The sequence below is a fragment of the Methylotuvimicrobium sp. genome, assembly GCF_050611805.1.
GTDB lineage: Bacteria > Pseudomonadota > Gammaproteobacteria > Methylococcales > Methylomonadaceae > Methylotuvimicrobium.
On the sequence record NZ_JBNGHF010000036.1, the window covers coordinates 1 to 20537 of the forward strand.

15 protein-coding genes and 1 riboswitch are annotated in these 20537 nt (G+C 45.4%); of the genes, 9 read left to right on the forward strand and 6 right to left on the reverse strand.

Annotated features, from left to right (window positions below; all coding sequences use genetic code 11):
• Positions 1-147: 147 nt before the first annotated feature.
• From ACRJJO_RS15745 to gspE, 4 genes are read right to left on the reverse strand one after another with little or no spacing between them, the layout of a single operon-like run.
• The gene (locus ACRJJO_RS15745; protein WP_431066623.1) at positions 148-600 is read right to left on the reverse strand and encodes a GspH/FimT family pseudopilin; all 453 of its coding nucleotides are present in this window, start codon (positions 598-600) and stop codon (positions 148-150) included.
• Between the two features lie 48 nt (positions 601-648).
• Positions 649-1074: a type II secretion system major pseudopilin GspG gene (gspG, locus tag ACRJJO_RS15750; RefSeq protein ID WP_431066624.1), complete on the reverse strand. Its 426-nt coding sequence runs from the start codon at positions 1072-1074 to the stop codon at positions 649-651.
• Between the two features lie 8 nt (positions 1075-1082).
• On the reverse strand, positions 1083-2300 hold the full coding sequence (locus ACRJJO_RS15755) for a type II secretion system F family protein (RefSeq protein ID WP_431066625.1): 1218 nt from the start codon (positions 2298-2300) through the stop codon (positions 1083-1085).
• On the reverse strand, positions 2300-4012 hold the full coding sequence (gspE, locus tag ACRJJO_RS15760) for a type II secretion system ATPase GspE (RefSeq protein WP_431066626.1): 1713 nt from the start codon (positions 4010-4012) through the stop codon (positions 2300-2302). Before gspE ends, ACRJJO_RS15755 begins: the two co-directional genes overlap by 1 nt.
• A gap of 987 nt (positions 4013-4999) precedes the next feature.
• A riboswitch (cyclic di-GMP riboswitch) is annotated at positions 5000-5089 on the forward strand.
• 25 nt (positions 5090-5114) lie between these two features.
• On the opposite strand from gspE, the gene ACRJJO_RS15765 reads away from it, so the two are divergent.
• The 7 genes from ACRJJO_RS15765 to ACRJJO_RS15795 all read left to right on the forward strand — a co-directional run bounded on the left by ACRJJO_RS15765 (position 5115) and on the right by ACRJJO_RS15795 (position 14822).
• Positions 5115-5867: a hypothetical protein gene (locus ACRJJO_RS15765; RefSeq protein WP_431066627.1), complete on the forward strand. Its 753-nt coding sequence runs from the start codon at positions 5115-5117 to the stop codon at positions 5865-5867.
• 195 nt (positions 5868-6062) lie between these two features.
• Positions 6063-6905: a hypothetical protein gene (locus ACRJJO_RS15770; protein WP_431066628.1), complete on the forward strand. Its 843-nt coding sequence runs from the start codon at positions 6063-6065 to the stop codon at positions 6903-6905.
• A 221-nt stretch (positions 6906-7126) separates the two neighbouring features.
• Positions 7127-7981 carry a hypothetical protein gene (locus tag ACRJJO_RS15775; RefSeq protein WP_431066629.1) on the forward strand — a complete coding sequence of 285 codons (855 nt, stop codon included), beginning with the start codon at positions 7127-7129 and terminating at the stop codon, positions 7979-7981.
• A gap of 487 nt (positions 7982-8468) precedes the next feature.
• Complete coding sequence (locus ACRJJO_RS15780; RefSeq protein WP_431066630.1) at positions 8469-9389, forward strand: hypothetical protein; 921 nt, start codon at positions 8469-8471, stop codon at positions 9387-9389.
• A gap of 594 nt (positions 9390-9983) precedes the next feature.
• Entirely contained in the window at positions 9984-10844 is an 861-nt protein-coding gene (locus ACRJJO_RS15785) for a hypothetical protein (protein WP_431066631.1), read from the forward strand.
• 129 nt (positions 10845-10973) lie between these two features.
• The gene (locus ACRJJO_RS15790; protein WP_431066632.1) at positions 10974-12113 is read left to right on the forward strand and encodes a glycosyltransferase family 4 protein; all 1140 of its coding nucleotides are present in this window, start codon (positions 10974-10976) and stop codon (positions 12111-12113) included.
• Between the two features lie 2037 nt (positions 12114-14150).
• Complete coding sequence (locus tag ACRJJO_RS15795) at positions 14151-14822, forward strand: hypothetical protein (RefSeq protein WP_431066633.1); 672 nt, start codon at positions 14151-14153, stop codon at positions 14820-14822.
• 374 nt (positions 14823-15196) lie between these two features.
• Here the strand turns inward: ACRJJO_RS15795 and ACRJJO_RS15800 are convergent, their stop codons facing one another.
• Positions 15197-16177, reverse strand: coding sequence for a mitochondrial fission ELM1 family protein (locus ACRJJO_RS15800; protein WP_431066634.1), 981 nt, complete (start codon positions 16175-16177; stop codon positions 15197-15199).
• A gap of 199 nt (positions 16178-16376) precedes the next feature.
• Here ACRJJO_RS15800 and ACRJJO_RS15805 point away from each other — a divergent pair, with 199 nt between their 5' ends.
• The gene (locus ACRJJO_RS15805; RefSeq protein ID WP_431066635.1) at positions 16377-17438 is read left to right on the forward strand and encodes a glycosyltransferase family 10 domain-containing protein; all 1062 of its coding nucleotides are present in this window, start codon (positions 16377-16379) and stop codon (positions 17436-17438) included.
• 247 nt (positions 17439-17685) lie between these two features.
• Here ACRJJO_RS15805 and ACRJJO_RS15810 read toward each other — a convergent pair whose 3' ends face one another.
• A complete protein-coding gene (locus ACRJJO_RS15810; RefSeq protein WP_431066636.1) occupies positions 17686-18300 on the reverse strand; it encodes a hypothetical protein in 615 nt (204 codons plus the stop codon).
• Positions 18301-18406: 106 nt separating this feature from the next.
• On the opposite strand from ACRJJO_RS15810, the gene ACRJJO_RS15815 reads away from it, so the two are divergent.
• Positions 18407-19543, forward strand: a complete 1137-nt coding sequence (locus ACRJJO_RS15815) for a GNAT family N-acetyltransferase (RefSeq protein ID WP_431066637.1) — start codon at positions 18407-18409, stop codon at positions 19541-19543.
• Positions 19544-20537: the final 994 nt, after the last annotated feature.

Genomic DNA, 20537 nt, shown 5'->3' on the forward strand with positions numbered 1-20537 from the left:
CCGACTACACATAAGCGTCGCGATAGCGACACAAAGCCTTATTTAGGTTTCAAGCATACCCCACACCCTGTTTGATCCCCAAATTGGGAATTGCTGCAGAATCTCCACAAAGCTTACTGTTTCGGGAAGTTATTTTGTACATATTCCTTAGGCATCGGTCAGGTCGATTAATCCGGTTAACCAATTGATTTCGATGCGCCACACCCATTGATCCAATTCCATCGTCAGCCGTCCGCCGGTTGAAGAACCGTCGCCAAAGAAGCGGACACTGGCTCGACCGTCCTGGCTGTACTCGCTTTCCGCCGTCACAAGCCTGACTTGGATATTTTGCGGAATCTGGTAAACCTTATCGCGCGTACTAATATAATAGGTGTTGTCGCCGAAATCGATCGTCACGGTCGTCTCTTCGCCGAGCATCAAGGCTTGCCCTCTCGCATAACGCAGGGCCGAAATCATATCTCGTGCCGCCGTTTTAATCGTCGATGCATCGTTGCCGGATGAAATCGATATACCGACCGCGCCGAAGGCCAGCACCATGATAAACAGCACTACGGCCAATTCGATCATCGTGAACCCGCGATTGGCTGGGTACGATCCCATCTTAGTAAAGGACGCCGGAAACCTCGAATAAATACTCACCGGGTAACGTTATTGCCAACTGACAATATCTTGATCCTCGCCTTCTCCCCCTTCTTTTTGATCGGCACCGAGCGTATACAAATCGAATTTGCCATGCTCGCCAGGCGATTTATAAAAATAAGGTTGTTGCCAAGGATCCAAAGGAATCCGGTTTTTCCGTAAATACGGACCGTTCCAACGATCCACATCATTAGGTTTTTCGATCAGCGCCTGCAAGCCGTGTTCGGTGGTCGGATAACGCCCGACATCGAGCTTGTACATATCGAGCGAGGCTGAAAGATCGGCGATTTGAACGATGGCGGTCTTGGTTTTCGACGCCCCCATATGCTTCATGACCTGCGGACCGACAACACCGGCCAACATCGCAATAATGCCCAATACCACGAGTAATTCGAGCAAGGTAAAACCGCTGTTTTTAATTCTCAGTCGTTTCATGTTTTTTCCTAAAAAGCCAAATCGTTTACACTCAAAATTGCCAACAAGATTGAAATAATGATACCGGCAATCATGAGCCCTAAGGTTATGATCAACACCGGCTCCAATAACGCCAACATACGCTGAATCGATACTTTGAGCTGTTTGTCGTAAATCGTCGCGACACGCAACAGCATCTCTTCCAAACGACCTGTTTCCTCTCCCATCCGGATCATTTGCATCGCCATTTTAGGTAATACCCCCTTGTCGAGTAAAGCGTCGGACATATGACGACCTTGTTTGAGCTGCTCTTCGGCATCTCTGACCGCGTCTACCAGCGTTAAGTTCGACACGGTCTCGCGGACGATCGTCAATGCACTGATGATCGATACGCCGTTTCCTAAAAGCGTGCCGAGTGTACGTGTAATGTTGGCGGTTTCCATCGCGAGTAAAATGTTGCCCACCAACGGCATTTTGAGAAATCGGGCATCCCATTCTTTGCGAGACGCCGGCTCCGCCAGTTGATGATTCATATAAATGTAGGCCGATACTATTATCGCCAACAATAACCACCAGTAGTTTTGTAGCCAATTGGCCAGGCCCACGACAACCTGAGTCGGCACCGGCAATGCCTGGCCGGCGCTTTCGAACATCTCGGTAAATTGAGGCACGACAAAAGTTAGCATCACAAACAACGACGCAAACGACATGACCATTAAAATGATCGGGTATATCAGCGCGGTGCTAACCGTATCCCTAAGCTCCCGCGAACGCTCGAGATAGTCCGCCAAGCGCACCAAGACGCCGCCCAGATTGCCGCCCGCTTCTCCGGCTCGGATCATATTCAGATAAAATTTGGAGAATACGCCGGCTTGACTCTGCAAGGCATCGGCAAGAGACGTCCCGCCTTTGACTTTTTCCAATACGCGCGCGAGCAATTTGCTCAATTTTTCATTTTCCTCGGTCAAATCAATTAACACCGAAAGCGATTTGTCGAGAGGTAGGCCCGAATCCAGCAAGGTGGCCAACTCGCCGGTCAACATTAATACCTCTTTTTGCGACAGCCTAAGCTGTTTAGCACCCAGTCTTAATCCGAGAAATGTTCTGCCCTTCGATAAAGAAACGTGAAGCGGGATAAAACCTTCCGTTTGCAATTCGGCGATCAAAGCCCCTTCGTCGGCGACTTCACGCAAACCTTCTTCAACTTCGCCGTTATTGTTTACGGCTTTATACGCATAGAGTGCCATCAGGATTCCGTCGTCACGCGTAAAATTTCTTCCAGAGTGGTTAAGCCCTGCAAGGCTTTGACCAACCCGTCTTCATACATGGTAAGCATTCCCTCGCCAATTGCCAACCGGTGAATTTCCCCAGCTTCCGCATGCGCCATGATCAACCGTCGAATGGGGTCGGTCATTACCAAAAATTCGATGATCGACATCCGCCCTTTATATCCTAGGCCGTTGCAGGCCTGACAGCCGGTTGCTTTATAGAGGACCAAATCGCCGTCCGATTGAAAATGTCTCAACTTCAATTCTTCGGCCAATGCAGAATCGACCGAATAAGCGGTTTTACAATGAGGACAAAGTTTTCTGACCAAGCGCTGCGCTAAAATTCCGTTCACCGTCGAACTCAGCAGGTATTCTTCCAAGCCCATATCCAATAAACGCGTCACACCGCCCGCCGCATCGTTGGTATGCAGAGTAGACAATACCAAATGTCCGGTCAACGCCGATTGCACGGCTATTCGTGCGGTTTCGATATCGCGCATTTCGCCGATCATGATGACATCGGGGTCTTGTCTGACGATGGACCGGAGCGCCGCGGCAAAATTTAATCCTATCTGCGGCTTGGCTTGAATTTGATTGATGCCTTCCAATTGATATTCGATCGGATCCTCGACGGTAATGATTTTACGCTCGGCCGTGTTCAGTTGTTTAAGCGCTGTATATAAGGTAGTCGATTTACCGCTGCCGGTCGGCCCGGTAATCAGAATAATGCCGTGCGGTTGACTCAATACCTCGATAAATTTTTCGTATTGCCTACCCGCAAACCCGAGGGCTTTAAAATCCAATACTGTCGCCTCTTTATCCAATAGGCGCATTACGACACTCTCGCCGTATAAAGTTGGAATCGTCGAGACCCGCAAATCCAATTCCTTACCCAGCATTTGCAGCTTGATTCGGCCGTCTTGCGGCAAGCGGCGCTCGGCGATATTGAGTTTGGCCATGATTTTTATGCGCGAAAGCACGGCCGCGGTCGATGTTACCGGCGGCGCATCGATATTTTGCAGCACGCCGTCGACGCGCAAGCGGACTTTCAAGCGCTGCTCGAACGGCTCGATATGGATATCCGAAGCTCGGCTCTCAATCGCGCGCTGCATGATCAGATTAACCATTTTGATAACCGGCGCTTCACTCGCCATATCTTTAAGGTGTTCCAGATCCTCTTCGCCAATCTCGTCTGTCTCGAGATTGGCAAATAGCTTATCCATTTGGGATTTACCTTCGCCATATTGCAGTTCGAGCGCGGCATCGATTTCCGACATCAGTCCGACTTTCGCAATAATCGGCTTGCCGGTTGCCAGTTTCAACGCATCCAACACAAAGCGATTTTCCGGATCCATTACCGCAACGTGAATTGCATCATCGGTATCGCGTAAACCGATTACATGAAATTGTTTCAGAAATCGCAGGGACACATCATTAGACAAAGGCGTTTCAAGCGGGTAATCCTCGACCCCGACTTTTTCTATGTCATGCGTTACAATAAAAGCTTCCGCGATATCGCTTTCCGAACAAATACCGAGTTTAATCAATAAGTGCGGCAAGGTTTCGGCCACGGTCGACTGCATGACTCGATCGACCTTTTTTAACTCGGCATCGGTCAATTTATCTTGGTGCTGTAAATAACTAAGAAAGGGGTGGTATTCAGGCGCGTACTTGGCAATTGAGTAATCCATTGAACAGTCCTGGCTATATAGATTCGGGCAGATTATAAACCATGGGTGCAATTAAAGCTGAGGTTAATAAAACTTGAGAACAATGCTTCGATAAGCCCCAAGACCAATAATAACCTATTTCAATACTATGAAATAACCAAGCCCTTACGAGTCAAAATATTTTATCCGTATCGAGATAAGCTTCTCTTATCCGGCCTTATGTCAGAATATTTAACACTTATCTCAAAGCAAATCATTTAGCCTTTCAAGACTCCCAAAAATACCCAGACATTCATATGTAACTGTTTTTCCGTACATTAATTTATTAACGATTAAGCAAAAAAACAAGCCAACTAACATCCGCCTTTATTCTTTTGCAAGCAAAATCAGATCCAGTTTTTAAGTTGGACCAATTTATTGCATCATTCGTCAAAATTTTTTACATCATCCTTTTCCCCCAGCCCTTCGGCAAGCCTAAGCGCCCCAAAGAACAAAACAGCCTGTAATGACGCCCCATACTTTCCTTGTCTTTCAGTTGTTTACAAAATTTTCCCTGCAAACGCTGCTACTTCTCATTAACAATGCATATTTTCTTTTCTTGACGTTTGGCGGATTTAATCGTTTTAAGCTTTTGTTAAGACATAAAACTGTCAATAATTTTTACATCACGAAATGCAGCTACCAAAATAAACGCGCCCTCCGTCACAAAATACATTTTATTTAATTGACAATTCAATGCCTTAAAGGAACAAAATCGACTGATGGCACGCTCTATGCAAGTGCTTTATGCGAAAACAAAAAAATACCTTGCCAATTACAAGCACCAACTATATGGCAAGCTGAAGCGCATTTAACGTATGAATTACTTTCTACCTTAAGCGCTTTTTAACGAAACTAACGAATAATTTATGAGGCATTTGGGATAATGCCTGGATTATGACGGCTCGACAGATCTATTTAACTGCCCGGGCCAGATAACTTGAAACAATAGGGATTTTTTAGCTCTATTAAGTTAAAAGCCTTACCCGTCGCGAGGCGGGGGCGGAAAGCCAAGAATCTGATACCTTCCATTTTGCATCAGATAGTCTGGCCGCACTTAATTTCAAACATATTAGAGGTAATTATGTTGAAAATTAAAGCACCGTTAAAAAAATTAAGCGCTGCCGTTGCACTGGGCCTTTTTGCCGGTACCGCTTCCGCATCAGTTTCTATCTACGACACCTTCCCTTTTGGATATTCCGGCGGCGAATCGCTTGTAGCGCCCTTTTTTGAGGACGGCGAACCTGATTGGGCAGCCGGCCGATTTACGGTAGATCCTTTTAATTGCCCTAATGGCTGCTTATTAGACAGCGTCCGTCTATCTTTAGCGTCCGGCGGTCACTTTTCAGGCGACCTCGTCTCTCTTAAGGATTCATCCGGAAACTACGGTATATCGCTAGCTGTTTATAGCAATAACTTTTTGGGAGGGGATACCCACATTCCTGGAGACAAACTGTTCGACTTATCGATACCCGACAGCTTTGTGCAGCTGGAACATTTTGGCGGCAATGACGTTTGGTTCGACGCACCGTCGCAAGATCCCAATGAAGCGGCGCTTTTACAACCAAACACAGCCTATTGGCTCTTTCTCACCAATGAAAGCCTGTCGTTTCCCATTGAATGGTCTTATAACGGTGCCGGCCATGACGGTCAGTATTATGCCGCTTATTGGAATCCACTCGGAGCACACGGATCGCCATATCTTTTTGAAGTAATGGGCACTAGTTGCACTACATGTTCGGCACCAGTTAGCAATGTACCTGTTCCAGGGGCTATTTGGCTGATGGGCACAGCAATGATCGGACTGGTGACTTCCTGGCGCAGAAAGCTTGCTTAATGTAAACGATGAAATCGAAGACATTCAAGCGTAATACAGATTATCAGCCTGCATCAGCAGGTAATTAATCTGAGAAAAAATAAATTAATAAAATTGAGCACTTAGCTCTTTTAATCACCGCATTTGCCATGGATGCGGCGATTACCATAACAATCATGGCAACCATACTTTAAATTTAAAGTAAAGGAGTTTCTTATGAAAACTAAAATCACCACCACAGCAGCAGCCGTATTGCTCGGCATTTCAACCCTGGCCAGCGCCAACCCTCCAGGTGCTCCTGCCATATACAACAATGGACCTGCAGCTCCTCTGTTGAATATGACCAATATGAGAGACACTGAAAGAGCGGCTTTCGCTCTTTACGAAGGCCTCATGCAAGCCACCGAGGCGCTTGTTTATGTAAAAGGATGTACGCCTTTTTCGGTGCCCGTATCGGCCTACTCTGACGGCAACGGCATTAATCAACTCGAAGTTCAAACATTCAATGGCGTTAGGCTTGAAGCAGCCCTGCAAGCACCGGTTCCCGGTTTTGGTCAAAACATCGACGTCACACAAGCTCCAATTGCTGGGATCTTGAACAACGTTGCCGTAGATAACCTGCGCGGTAGATACACTTACAACCATCTTAATAACTTGATGGTCAACGAAAGAACCTCTCTAAGAGTTGCCGGCCAAAACGGAAGACCTGACACATTCTATAGCGCTGCCATCAAAGACTTTTACCATGGCAACACTTACGGCCCGGGCCAATTCTATGAAATCTATGATTACGGCTTACAAACCCTATCGAAATCCGGCTACCCTGTGAATAAATGGTGGCAAAAATCGAAAGCGGTTCGCGACAACGGCCAACAAGGCTGTACCGTATTCCAAAAAGACCGTTTAGTGGGTGTTGGTGCATGCCGAATCACGCTGTCAACTGTAGGCTACAGCCAACCCGGTTTGTTCTGGCAAGACGGCAATTTGACCGTTTCTCAGGTGACTCCAAGCGCACCTGATACCGAACTGAATGGCTGCAGCTTGATTCAGGTGCCATAACCAAGCTCTATATACCGCCCGATTAAATACCGGGCGGTATTTTCTACCTTAATCGAGCTTTATGGGTATTAAATTACAAAATAATTGATCGATAGTTGTTATTTAATATTCATTTATTGAATAGAGCTCGTGTTCGTTACAACCAAAACAATTGCCATATATATAATAATTATTTTAACAACCATGGCAAAACAATACTTTAAAAAATAAAGGAGTTTTTTATGAAAACTAAAATCACCACCACAGCAGCTGCCGTATTGCTCGGCATTTCAACCCTGGCCAGCGCCAACCCTCCAGGTGCTCCTGCCATATACAACAATGGACCTGCAGCTCCTCTGTTGAATATGACCAATATGAGAGACACTGAAAGAGCGGCTTTCGCTCTTTACGAAGGCCTCATGCAAGCCACCGAAGCACTTGTTTATGTAAAAGGATGTACGCCTTTTTCGGTGCCGGTCAGCGCCTATGTCGACGGCCACACTTTCAATCAACTCGAAGTCAATTCTTTTAACGGCGTAAGACTTGAAGCAGCCCTACAAGCACCGGTTGCCGGTTTTGGCCAAAACATCGACGTTACTCAATCTCCAATCTCCGGCATTTTAAACAACGTTGCAGTAGATAGCCTGCGCGGAAGATACACTTACAACCATCTTAATAACTTGATGGTCAACGAAAGAACCTCTTTAAGAGTTGCCGGCCAAAACGGAAGACCCGACACATTCTATAGCGCTGCCATCAAAGACTTTTACCACGGCAACACTTACGGTCCGGGTGAATTTTATGAAATCTATGATTATGGCTTGCAAGTCCTGTCAAAATCCGGCTATCCGGTCAACAAATGGTGGCAAAAATCCAAAGCGGTTCGCGACAACGGCCAACAAGGTTGTACCGTATTCCAAAAAGACCGTTTAGTGGGTGTTGGTGCATGCCGAATCACGCTGTCAACTGTAGGCTACAGCCAACCCGGTTTGTTCTGGCAAGACGGCAATTTGACCGTTTCTCAGGTCACTCCAAGCGCACCTGATACCGAACTGAATAGCTGCAGCTTGGTCACTACTGCTGGCAATGGCAATTAATTATTAACTTAACGACTGAATTAAAACCACTCGGTACTGAACCGGGTGGTTTTAATAAAGACAAGCATCAATAGCTATATCTACTAGCATAAATATTAAATTGCACACTTAACTATAACCGATCGAATAGGCTTGTAATTTTATATTTATTTTTAAAATCGTTTCAGTATATATACACCTTTCACACATAAAATATCGGTATTGGACATTGGAATATTGAGGTCATAGTACGCTATTCAGCCATGGATCTATTTGAGTTCCAGGCACTGGAACTTAGCCAATAAGCAAGAATAATTTAATACTTTTTTCTATAAAATAATTGTAATTCTCTTACTGGATAAACTAGCACTATTTATTGACTTAACACTGTTTTTCCTATCGGTATATCGGTTGTTAATACCGAGAATGAGATTGCCCTAGGACCCGTGCAATTTATAAAACCAGAAATTTTATAGATTGACTAAAACAATAATATTTTGGGAAATTTATGAAACGTTACGCTATTCTCCTGGCTAGCTTTGCTTTTTTACTTGGCTTATCTAACCTTGCCTATACGGAGGAGCTTGACCCAACTGCCGACGACAAAATTGTAACTGAGCATAACTTAATGCCTGGCGAAGCTACTGCCGATGAGTCCGAACCTGCTTCCGAAGACAATATTACCGACGATTCCGATGTAACAACGCCGGTGGTACTATCGCCACAAGAAAAAACCGCTGTTTCTTTGTATGAAGGCATTATGGACATCGTGAACGCCAAAATAAATGCAAGCAGTTGTTTTATCATGAGGGGCAAATATCAAATTAGCTTATTTGCGACTGGAGCTGACGACCAACGAAAGCAAAACAACATGGTATCAGCCAAACTTCCCGGCAATACGACCTATCTATTAGCTGGCGCAAACTATGAAAATATGCCCGATGCATCAGGTGTTTATGTAGTTAGCACCCGAGGCCCAACCTCGTATGAATTCACTCCAATCGATATTTACCGGGCTATATATACATTTGACGGAGCTGGTGAAACGATGTCAATGACCGGAAATTTGGAGTTAAGAGATTTCATTTCGGTAACTCATCGATTTAGCACACTAGCCATAACCAATTTTAGCAACATCTCTTCTAATGAAATACAAGAGGAGTACGTCACTAACATCGGCTGGGGGATGAGCTCGCTTTCCTATCAGAAATTTCCCCATTCAAAATACTGGGAACGCATTAAATTTCAACGCCATAGTAATGATCAAGGACGAACAATCTTAGTTAGGGATTTATTGACTCTCCCCACTTCATGCCGAATTACAATCGATACAACCGGCTATAACAATACGGATTTTATTTCACAACAAGGCCATATTACCGTCGAATCAGCAATCCCCGGCGATCCGGTCGATGAGCTTAATCCATAGCTTTTTCGTGAGCTTATGCCCTCTTTGAAAAGAAAGAGGGCATAATAAGATTGTTAACCAAGAAACCTTCCTAACCCACCAAAGTCCTACTCTACAAAATGTAGATTTAAGCGGGAAATTGAACGCTTACCTTTTTTTGGCTATCTGATTAGATTTACAAATAAGCTGATGTGAAGCGGGCTTTTACTAAACACCTCCATAATGAAACTCAATAAAGCTCTAACTTCTCCCTGTGGAAAAAAGCTGAAGGACGAGAATTGATGATTTATTTCATTCCAACTCTTCTTTATGCCTTCCGCACTTCAAATTTCGGCAGTGCCGGAGGAGGCCTCGGGGCGCTAGGTCGATTTTGCTCCTGCAAAATCGACATTCACGCCATCCATGGCGCTCGCAAAGGCTTTGCCAGCATGGAGCTAGCTAGCATAGAGCCTACATGGACGTATTTACCCAGCACCTAAATTCCATAGCCCATTGGACATGGTTAATTGTCTTGGATAATTTAGGTGCTGGGTTTACGGCGTCCTTTGACGGGCACCTCGAGGCCGAATTTTCATCTACGATGAGTATATAAATAGTAATTGACAGGCCCCAACCATGAAGATTTCACTCCCCATCTTATTCGCAACAACCTTAGGCTACAGCTTAATAGCTCAAGCAGACTTGGTGCCTCTAAAAGCACCGAGTATGTTTGACAAAGGCCCTGCAGCAATGACTGCGATAAACCTGAATAACGAGGAACAAATAAGCCTAATACTTTTAGATAGCGCACTTGATCTTGCCAAATCCGCAGCTCTCGCCACTGGCTGCGAATCAGTCGAGGGAGACTATTCGGTAGAGGTTACTGTCGAAGGTGTAAACAACAAACCGAAAACCAATGTTATCAAAATCGTTTCACCCGGAAAAACGGAACCGCTTATTTTAAATGCGATAGCGGAAGAACCCGATTCCTTTCATGGACAAGTCTTCACTATTAATCAAGCAAAAAGCAGCAAACTAAAAGAAACTCTCATATCGGAATTCTCCGGGTCTGCCCATATCAACCGCGAATTAACTCTTTTATCGATACAAAGCAGTGCAATTGTCTTAGGGCAAAACAACATCTCTAGCCCCTATCTAAACTTACGATTAAAGCACTTCTATGAAGAACCGAAATCAGATAACAGACAGTATCTATCGGGCTGGGGATTCGCGTCATTATCAAAAGAAGGCTTCCCTGTAAATAAATTCTGGGTCCGTTCAAAAGCATTGAAAACCGACGGGCAGCTTAAGCGAGTCGTTTTACAGGAAGATCTGTTAATTGGATTCTCCGCGTGCCGTATCGTTATCGATAGCGCCACCGATATAAAAAAGAAGACCGATGAACAAGAAAAACAGAAAAGTTTTGCTTTCAAAGGAACGATGACAATTTCGAAATCGCAACCCAACGAAAACCTTCCCAAAGCTAACCAAATTTAGAATTCACAATTAGTTTCCGGCTGACCGACGCACCTTATACTTGAGCATTAACGGCAGCCACAGTACACTTCGAGCAAAAACTGCCGATCGAAACGATAATGGCGTTCGATAATTATAATTAGCCCCTTCATGTCGAATAAAAAAATCACGGTAATCCAAGTTTTACCCGCATTAAACAGCGGCGGCGTCGAAAAAGGCACGCTCGAAATAGGCCATTATTTGGTAAAACAAGGCCACGAATCGATCGTCGTTTCTGCTGGCGGACGCATGGTCCCACAACTCATCGACGAGGGCAGTCGGCATATCGAAGCCGATATCGGCGCGAAAAGGCTATTGACGCTAAAATATATCCCATGGCTCAAAAAACTCATGCGCGAAATCCGGCCGGACATCGTTCATGTTCGATCGAGGCTACCTGCTTGGGTGGTCTATCTAGCTTGGAAAAGTTTGCCGGCCCATGAAAGACCGAAACTGGTCTCGACCTTTCATGGGCAACATTCGGTTAACCGTTATAGCGCAATCATGACTAAGAGCGAGCGCATCATTACGGTTTCTAACATGATGCGCGATTATATTTTGCATTCCTATCCCGATGTCGATCCTGGCAAGATCACGGTAATTTATCGCGGTGTCGATACATCCCTTTATAATCCGGATTACCGACCGAATGAGTCTTGGCTAAAAGAATGGTTTAGCGCTTATCCGCAAACCGAAGTGAAGCCTCTATTAACGTTCGCGGGACGATTATCAAGCCGCAAAGGCATCGAAGACTTCATTGCCATCCTTTCCGAATTAAAGCAAATGAACTTACGCTTTCACGGATTGATCGTCGGCGAAACCGGTCCAAAGAAAACTGAATACAGGCAAACACTCGAGCAATTGATCCACGAAGAGCAACTGGGCGATGACATCACGCTTACCGGTCATCGTAGCGATTTACAAAACATCATTGCCATCTCAAAAGCCGTTTTTTCTCTATCGAAAGAAGCGGAATCCTTCGGTCGCACCGTTACTGAAGCTTTAAGTCTCGGCGTTCCTGTTATTGCTTATAGCCATGGGGGCGTCAAAGAGCAACTGGATCTTTTATTTCCGCAAGGCAATATTGAAGTAGGGAATATTCAACAAGCCACCGACACCACAAAAAAATGGCTCCACGACGGACCGCCTACGATTCAGCCTAATTCTCTCTTCACGCTGGATAAAATGTGTTCGGAAACACTGAAGGTGTATCAAGAACTATTGGATCCGGGATTCGTGATATCGCAGTAACTTATAGTAACGCTCATGAAGGCCAGGTCATCGCCCCGGCAAATGAAAATGCGAGCTATGGTGGGTGCGGTCACTCGCCCGACAGGACTTATTTACCCGTAATGATTTACACTCCCTTACGTTCCCATGCTACAGCGCTCATCGTTATACATAAGTCAAAAATTACTGTTTTGCAATCTTAGCTAATGAGGCTTCGATACCATTTTTTGTCGCCCAACGTTCCCGACTTTCCCTCACCTAGCGTTAGGTGAGGGAAAGCCACTGAAGTTCAATATCCGCCAGATTTATCAAACAGCACCGTTTCCAGGTATATGACGAACTGTGTTTAGCAAGTTTACCGATACTTGTGTATAACGGCGAGTGCTGCAGCGTGGGAATGATAATTGCCGGGGGACTGAATAATTACATTTACCCAGCACCTAGATTATCTATGTAATCAATCATGGCCAATAGGCTATGGAATTTAGTCGCTGGATTTACCACGTCCTGCCAAGCGAGTTACCGCCCCCTCAACAAAGCGCATAGTTCCAGGGCGTTATTTATCACCAAACCCTAAGTATGCCACTGAGTCTATCCACCGATAAAAATCATCCTGATTAGCAAGTTTCTTCAGCTAAAGCCCAAAGATCAGCATGCCCCTAGCACGACGGGGTTCGTAAGCCATGCGCGTCAAGCTAAAAACGGCCAACCCACATCACGCTCTTTCCCAAGCTCCAGCTTGGGAAAGACACCCCGGAAGCTCCAGCTTCCTGAACAGGTTACCCAAGCTGGAGCTCTCATCGTTATACATAAGTCAAAAATTACCGTTTTCCTCGTTCCCACCGCTCCAGCGTGGGAATGCATACCGATCTTGCCTCGGCTGACAAGGTATGGGTTCCCACGGAGGACCGTGGGAACCAGAAAAAAATTACCCTTTTGCAAGCTTAGCCAATGAGACCTCAACACCATTTATTGTCACTTGACACACTCGGCTTTCCCTCACCTAGCGCTAGGCGATCCGCGTAGGGTACGCTGTGCGTACCATGGTAACCCCGCAATGTTCATGTGCCAACCGAACCGCCAGGGCACGGTTTTGGTACGCGCAGCGTACCCTACAGTTTATGTATAACGATGAGAGCTGGAGCTTGGGTAACAGCATATTTTAGTTTTTGCGACTACCACTGCCCCCCTGCTCGGACACTTGGCTTCGGCAAGCTGAAGCATCTTGCTAATCAGGAAAATCATTACTGCTTTCAAAATATATAAAAAATTTGTCGAAATATTTTACATATTCTTTTTTACTCCCTTTTGAATGAAAAAACCGTCTAACGTTCATGAAGGACTGGCAATCACCCCGGATGATGAAAGTTCTCGGGGAGTTGAGGGGACTGAATATTTACTCTCCATATGCCTCTCAACTCTCAACCAGTGACTTAGTTTGATTTTTATGGGTTTTAAACACACCTTTTCTCGGATTTGACTCTTTGGATTTCAATAACGCCCCTTCATTCTGTCAGGATTTTTTACACCCTCACGAATATCCAATTCTCATGGTAAAACATACGCCTACATATCAAGTACTTATTTTTTTAGGCCTAAAAATTGCCTTATTTAGTTATGAGAAGATCTTTAGGCCGTTACCTAAAGATACGGTAAAAAATAATTTCTCCAAACTGGGTCCCCGAACCGCAAAGCGTTTTAGGGAGCATTCCCACGTAGAGGAGTGCTGCCATTATGTTAGTGTACGGAAACACACCATTTCGGCAGGGACTTCCGGAATCGAATCCAACTGCCGGATAAAAGCCGTTTCTGGTTCCCACGGTCCTCCGTGAGAACCAAACCTTGGCTGCCGGGGCAAGATCGTTATGCATTCCTGCGCTGGAGCGGTAGAAACGAGTAAGAGCCTAAAGATGACGGCTTAATTTAATGGCAATGACGCAGAGTTTGAGAAAGATGGACACACTACATATCAAACACGTAATTTTTTAGGCCTGATAATTGCCTTTTTCTTAGTTAGGTTTTTGGTCTTCGCCTAAATGAAATCAAGTTGAGTATTTTATGAAATTTTCAATATTCTTAAGTAACTCATTTTCCAGTTTGTGGAAAAGCCTGGTATTGCTGATTTTTTTGATCCCTATCAATGTTGCTAACGCGACATCCACCATCGTAAAAGTTGAAGATATGGGACTTGCCGATTGGACGATTATTGAGAAAGAGGCACCGGGTTTCGGCAGCAATGGGCCTGTATCATTAGACTGGGATCCATACAATGATTGGTTTAAAGAGCTTATCGTTTTTAATGATGGCTATTCCGGAAAAGGCGCCGCGTTTTGTTGGCACGGTGAAAACTGTGCTTTGAAACTTTCGGTAACCGAAGAGAACACTACCCTAATGCTGGATAGTTTTTTTCTTGGATTTTACGGGAGCGGCGAAGGCAATGTTGAATTTAGCGTGTTCGATTTAGAAACCGATACCAACATTTTGGCCGGAACACCGCTAGTTACTGGAAACGATGGGTTGGACATTTTTGTCAATGCCGTATCGTCTGTCGGATTTCTAATTTTATTCGGGCCGGATGGATATAGCATAGGCATTAACGAAATTGCTTATAGTTATCAATCTTCGAATATTATCGTTCACCCCGTACCCATTCCCGCAGCAAGCTGGCTTTTTGTTAGCGGGCTGATCGGTTTGCTCTGTTTTACGCGACGGAACTCTCGCGAAACTTAAAGCAAGCACTCAATCAAAAAAGACTAGAGTCATGAAAAATAACATTAACTTGTCAGTAATACCCAGTTAGAGCATTTACCGTCGGATTTAGGGTGAGAAGTATGCCTGTCGAGGAATCCAGCCCCAAATAATCGCAATTCGTTCCGGCAACTAAAACATTTAGAACATAGGGCTGGATGCCCCCATCTACGGGTCTTAACGGCAGCTGCCTTCTAACGACATCCTCGCTAGATACACCCCATATCTTCATTAAACCTAGAAAGAGCAGTTGGCATGTGTTGTAGACCGTTCGTGCTGAGCTAAGTCGAAGCATGAAGGGTCTACAACACTTTCACCGGCTTGATGAAGTCTCAAATGATCTTTTTAGATTAAGGTTAGTCAATTTTTGAGTTGGCTTTCAAGTTCAACCGCCGACCGATTTCCCTCGCTGCATTGCCGACATCGTCGAGCGGCGTGTAAGTCCAGTTTTCCAGCTTTCCTCTAAAAGGCCTTGTATAGCCTTCCGATTGCATGATTTGATGAAATCGATTGAATTTATCCGAGCCACCGTCAAGTTCTATGACATAAACCGGTTTTCCGGTCGTGCACGCTTCGGAAACCATATTGACCGAATCGGCGGTTACCAAAATTGCATCCGCCAAGCTTAGAAAACCCAAATACGGATTCTCACCGGAACCGTCCCAAATAAACGAAGGCGTATCGCTCAGCTCTTCACGCAACACGGCTTCGACTTCGGCGTCGGTACGCCGGGAAGTCGTCAATAAAATGCCCGCTCCGGTTTCTTTTGACAATGCCGCTAGCCTAGCACCGAGCTGCCTACCAATTTGGGCCGTCATTCGATAACATTTATTGGAACCGCCCACCATTACGGCAACTAAAGGACGAGGGAGGTCGGCAAATTGCTGCGCAAAATGCTCGGCTGCAAGCTTGAGACGAGCCGGTGTAATCGTATGGAGTCCGCCGATGCTGTTCAGGATATTGGGACCCGACAAGCCGTCATGTCTCGGCGCAACAATGACATCAAACTTATCGTAGGCGTAGTAAGGATCTTGTATGCGAATATTGAAGGTTTTGCCGCCACTGGCTTTTTTTATTGCCAAAGCCACGGCTACCGTGCGTCGTCCGGTCCCGATCACGACATCGGGCCAGGGAGGGCTGAAGTCCGAGCTACCCGGCCCCAAAAAACGCAATGGCGAAAAACAAAAACGCGACGGCAAATGCCACCATAGCCAGGTCAAACAAATCCGCTTTTGTTCGACTTCCAAACCTAATGCTTGGGCTAAGCCGAGAGATTGGTTGTCCATTCCGGGTATTCCCAGCGTCAATACCCAACAAGTTTTAACCTTTTTGTTCAAATTCGTTATTCCTAATCGTTCTAAATTAAACCTATTGAGATTAATTATCTTTATAAGGCAATAGATTCGAATTTCGTGGAGAATAAGTATAATTGATCATTTTTTAATTCCATAATTTATAGAGTAATATCCCTACATGACCTCTAGTCAATGCCATTTTTTAAAAGCCAACCTTTCAATTCAATAAAATCTAACGATCATGAAACCATCTATCCCGCAATCCCCCATTGTCGTTAAATTTTTAACCAAGGCAGAACACCGCATGTTTATCAGGCAATTACCTGGGAACTCATTTTTTTGGGGACGTTGCCAGTTTAATTTCGACCCTGATTTGCAAGATTATGACTGGCTTGTCGTTTATGACGACTTGCCTAAAGTCGGCGGAGAGCGATTTTCTTCGTGCGTTAAAAAGCTGCATTGCCCTAAACAACACACGCTACTAATTACAACCGAGCCCTCCACAATTAAAGTATATGGAAGTCCTTATACATCCCAATTCAATTATGTTTTGACGAGCCAGGAGGAATTCGCTTTACCGCATCGCAATAGAATATATTCGCAACCGGCGTTGATTTGGTTCTACGGAATAGGCAAAAACAGCGAAATACCTTATGACCGACTCTTGTCCATGCAGCCTGACAAAAGCCAAACCATTTCAACGGTCTGCTCCAGCAAACAACAAAAACATACACTGCATAACCAACGCTATCGATTCACTCAGGCACTCAAAGAGCGGCTCCCCGAACTGGAGATATTCGGTCACGGCGTTCGCGATATGGATGACAAAGCCGTTGCGCTAGATGCTTACCGCTATCATATCGCAATTGAAAATTTCGTCGGAGACCATCACTGGACCGAAAAACTGGCCGATGCGTTTTTGGGCTTTACGCTCCCCTTTTACTACGGCTGTACCAATGTCGAGGATTATTTTCCAAAGGAAAGTTTCTTTTATATCGATATTTTCGATGTAGAAAAATCCTACCGCATCATTAAGAACGCCATCGAAAACAACGAATACGAAAAACGTTTACCCTACATTATTGAAGCCCGTCGCCGGGTTTTGGAAGACTATAATTTATTTTCTGTTCTCAGCCAGCACATCGAACGGCATCATGTACTGGTAAAGTCATTACCGCATGACAGCATGATCCGCTCCCGTAAAGCGATCAATAAACAATCGCTGCTCAGCTCTGTTCGCTATTTTCATGAAAAATATCGCGTCAACCGCTACCGTAAACGGCATTTAAAAAAGTCTTCTTAGCGATAGTATACTCATTGTAGATGAAAATTCGGCCTCGGGGTGCTGGTCCATTGACGAGCCCCCCTGTGCCGAGTTTTGATCTACGGGTATATTATAATTTGCGAGGTCATGTTTTCGGCTTTTATGGCAATGACTCAAGCATTACCCCTTAATCATGCATCCTGATTGGGTAGGATAATCAGATAATTCGGTTTGACTTACGAAATCCGCTATTGTCTCGTTATTCTGAGAACGGCCCGACAGGTCGCTATCGCCGTACCCGGTCATTCGCACCGGTATTTCGTGCCGGCTCCCGCTGCCGCATTTCGGTATAGTCGCGTGATCTTTGACTGTCTTTCGAACGCTCGTCTCGGCTATTGAAATCTCTATCGGCTTTTCTTCTTTTGCCTCTCTCGCCGGAAACTTGCTCTGACCTGAAAGCTTGACGCGAACGCCGAGGTTCCTCCGGTCGACCGTAAGATCCCCGCCTCGTTGGTTCGGTTTTTGGTTTATAGTTAACCACTCTTTCCGGTCTTGATCTATTTCCTGCTTTATAATCCGGAAGGGCGGGACGAGGCGTGGCAGAACGCGCACGAATAGCTTGTCGTGGCCTTGCCTGCGGTTTTTTTTGATACGCTTTAGGCGCAGACCTGTGACTTGAAACATATTTTCCCGAATTGTGTGCCGGTCGATAATCGATCGTCTTGACGACCGTCCTTCTTGGTTGTACATAAACCGGATAAGGACGCTCGACAACATAACTGACAGACCGTCCTCTTTCGACAACCACCGGCCCGTCATACTGCCGATAAAAACCTTGTCGCGCGCAAGCCGAAACACTCAAGAAAACCGACAAAATAAATAATCTTTTAATAAAGTTCATATCGCACCTTTCCCTATCGCCTAAATGGTGAGTTAATCATGCATCGGAATGGCTGAATGACAAATGAACTCCACTATTCGACATACTTCATGCTATTTTTTGCCTCATGAAAGCGATTCAGCTCGACAGCCTTACTCAAATCGACCGAGACCAATGGAATAGTTTGGCCGGTCCAAACTACCCTTTTTTGCGCCATGAATTTTTATCGGCTTTGGAACGCAGCCATTCGACTAGCCCTGAAACCGGCTGGCAGCCCCGGCATTTGTTGATTTACGAACAAAACGAGCCGGTCGCATTAATGCCTTTGTACCTTAAATTTCATTCGCGAGGAGAGTACGTCTTCGACTATCAGTGGGCCGAAGCCTATCATAACCACCACTTGGCTTATTACCCGAAGTTGCTAACCGCTATCCCATTCACACCCTGTCAAGGACCGCGTATCGCGATCAAAACCGGCGCGGACCAACGGCGCATCGTCTCATTCATTGCTTCTTACATAAAAGAAACGATCGCCGATACCGGCGCTTCTTCCTGGCATTGTCTGTTTCCCGATTTAACCTCGGCCGAACAACTTGTGTCCGAGGGCTTGAGTCTTAGAACCGGCATTCAATTCCAATGGTTTAATAAAGGCTATAGGGATTTTAACGACTACCTCGATGGCTTTTCGGCAGGCAAGCGCAAACAAGTCAAACGCGAACGCCGGCGCATTGCAGAACAATCCGTTCAATTTCGGCAAATTTTCGGAAAAGATATATCGGCGCAAGATTGGGAGGTTTTTTATCGCTTCTATCAAATGACCTATTTCAAGCGCGGCATGCAGCCTTATCTCAATCTCGGCTTTTTTCTGGAAATCGCCGAAACGATGCCGCAAAATTTACTACTGATCGTTGCCGTCAAAGACGGCGACTATATAGGCGCAGCGCTCAGTTTTATCGGAAGCGATACGCTTTACGGACGCTATTGGGGATGTAACGAGGAATACCATAGCTTGCATTTTGAAGCTTGCTACTACCAAGGACTGGACTATTGTCTGACTAATAATCTAAAACGCTTCGATTCCGGCGCGCAAGGCGAGCATAAAATCGCTCGCGGTTTCGAGCCGGTTTACACCTATTCGGCACACTGGATCAAAGACCGGCGCTTTGCCGCTGCCATCGACGATTTTCTTGAATGGGAAACCGCTGAAATCCAAAAATACCGCTTGCAGGCCGAAAAGCATCTGCCGTTTAAGCAGCAAACCTAAGCGTTAAATCTAAAAAGAGCAGTTGAGAGCCTCAAACTACCGTTCGCCCTGAGCCCTTCGGCTACGCTCAGGAGAGCCCTGTCGAAGGGTGAACGGTAGTTTGAGGCTTCACCAGGCCGGTGAAAGTGTTGTAGACCGTTCATGCTTCGACTTGGCTCAGCACGAACGGTCTACAACACATGCCAACTGCTCTTTTCAGGTTAAAACGATATTCACCCAAAAAGCATGAGCCTAAATTTGGCAGTTTAACCATAAAGCTCATGAAGTATTTCAAGAGATTACCCAAATTTCCCCGCTAAACTCTCGGGTGAACAAAAGCTATATAAACGGGTGCTGATTCCAAAAAATGTCACTTATTTTTTACCATGAAGAGCATGAAGGACTTGAAGATACAATGTTTTTAATTTAATTGAGTGACCAACCATTAACAGCCTGTGTCATCAATATTACCACTGGGTAACTATTCAGTCCCCCGGCAATTATCGTTCCCACGCTCTGCGCTCATCGTTATACATAAGTCAAAAATTACCCTTTTGCAATCTTAGCCAATGAGACCTCGATACCATTTACTGTCACTTAACACTCGCGGATCACCTAGCGCTGAGCGATCCGCGTAGGGTACGCTGTGCGTACCATGGTAACCCCGCAATGTTCATGTGCCAACCGAGCCGTCAGGGCCCGGCTTTGGTACGCGCAGCGTACCCTACAATTTATGAATAACGATGAGCGCCGGAGCGTGGGAACGATAGGGGGTGTAAATAATTACACCACTGGAGTGCAGGCGAAGCCTGCACTCCAGTCCCGCCATCGTTTTGATATTTTTTAGTCATTAACTGGTTTTGAAAACGCTGTGTGACTACATTGAATTTATTTAATGAGTTCATCCGTGATATCTGAACAGTTCATAAAGCGCTCAATACTCTTTCCTTCATTATCTTCATGGTAATAAAAACAAACTATAAACATTATGCGGCATCAGCCCCCATATAAACTC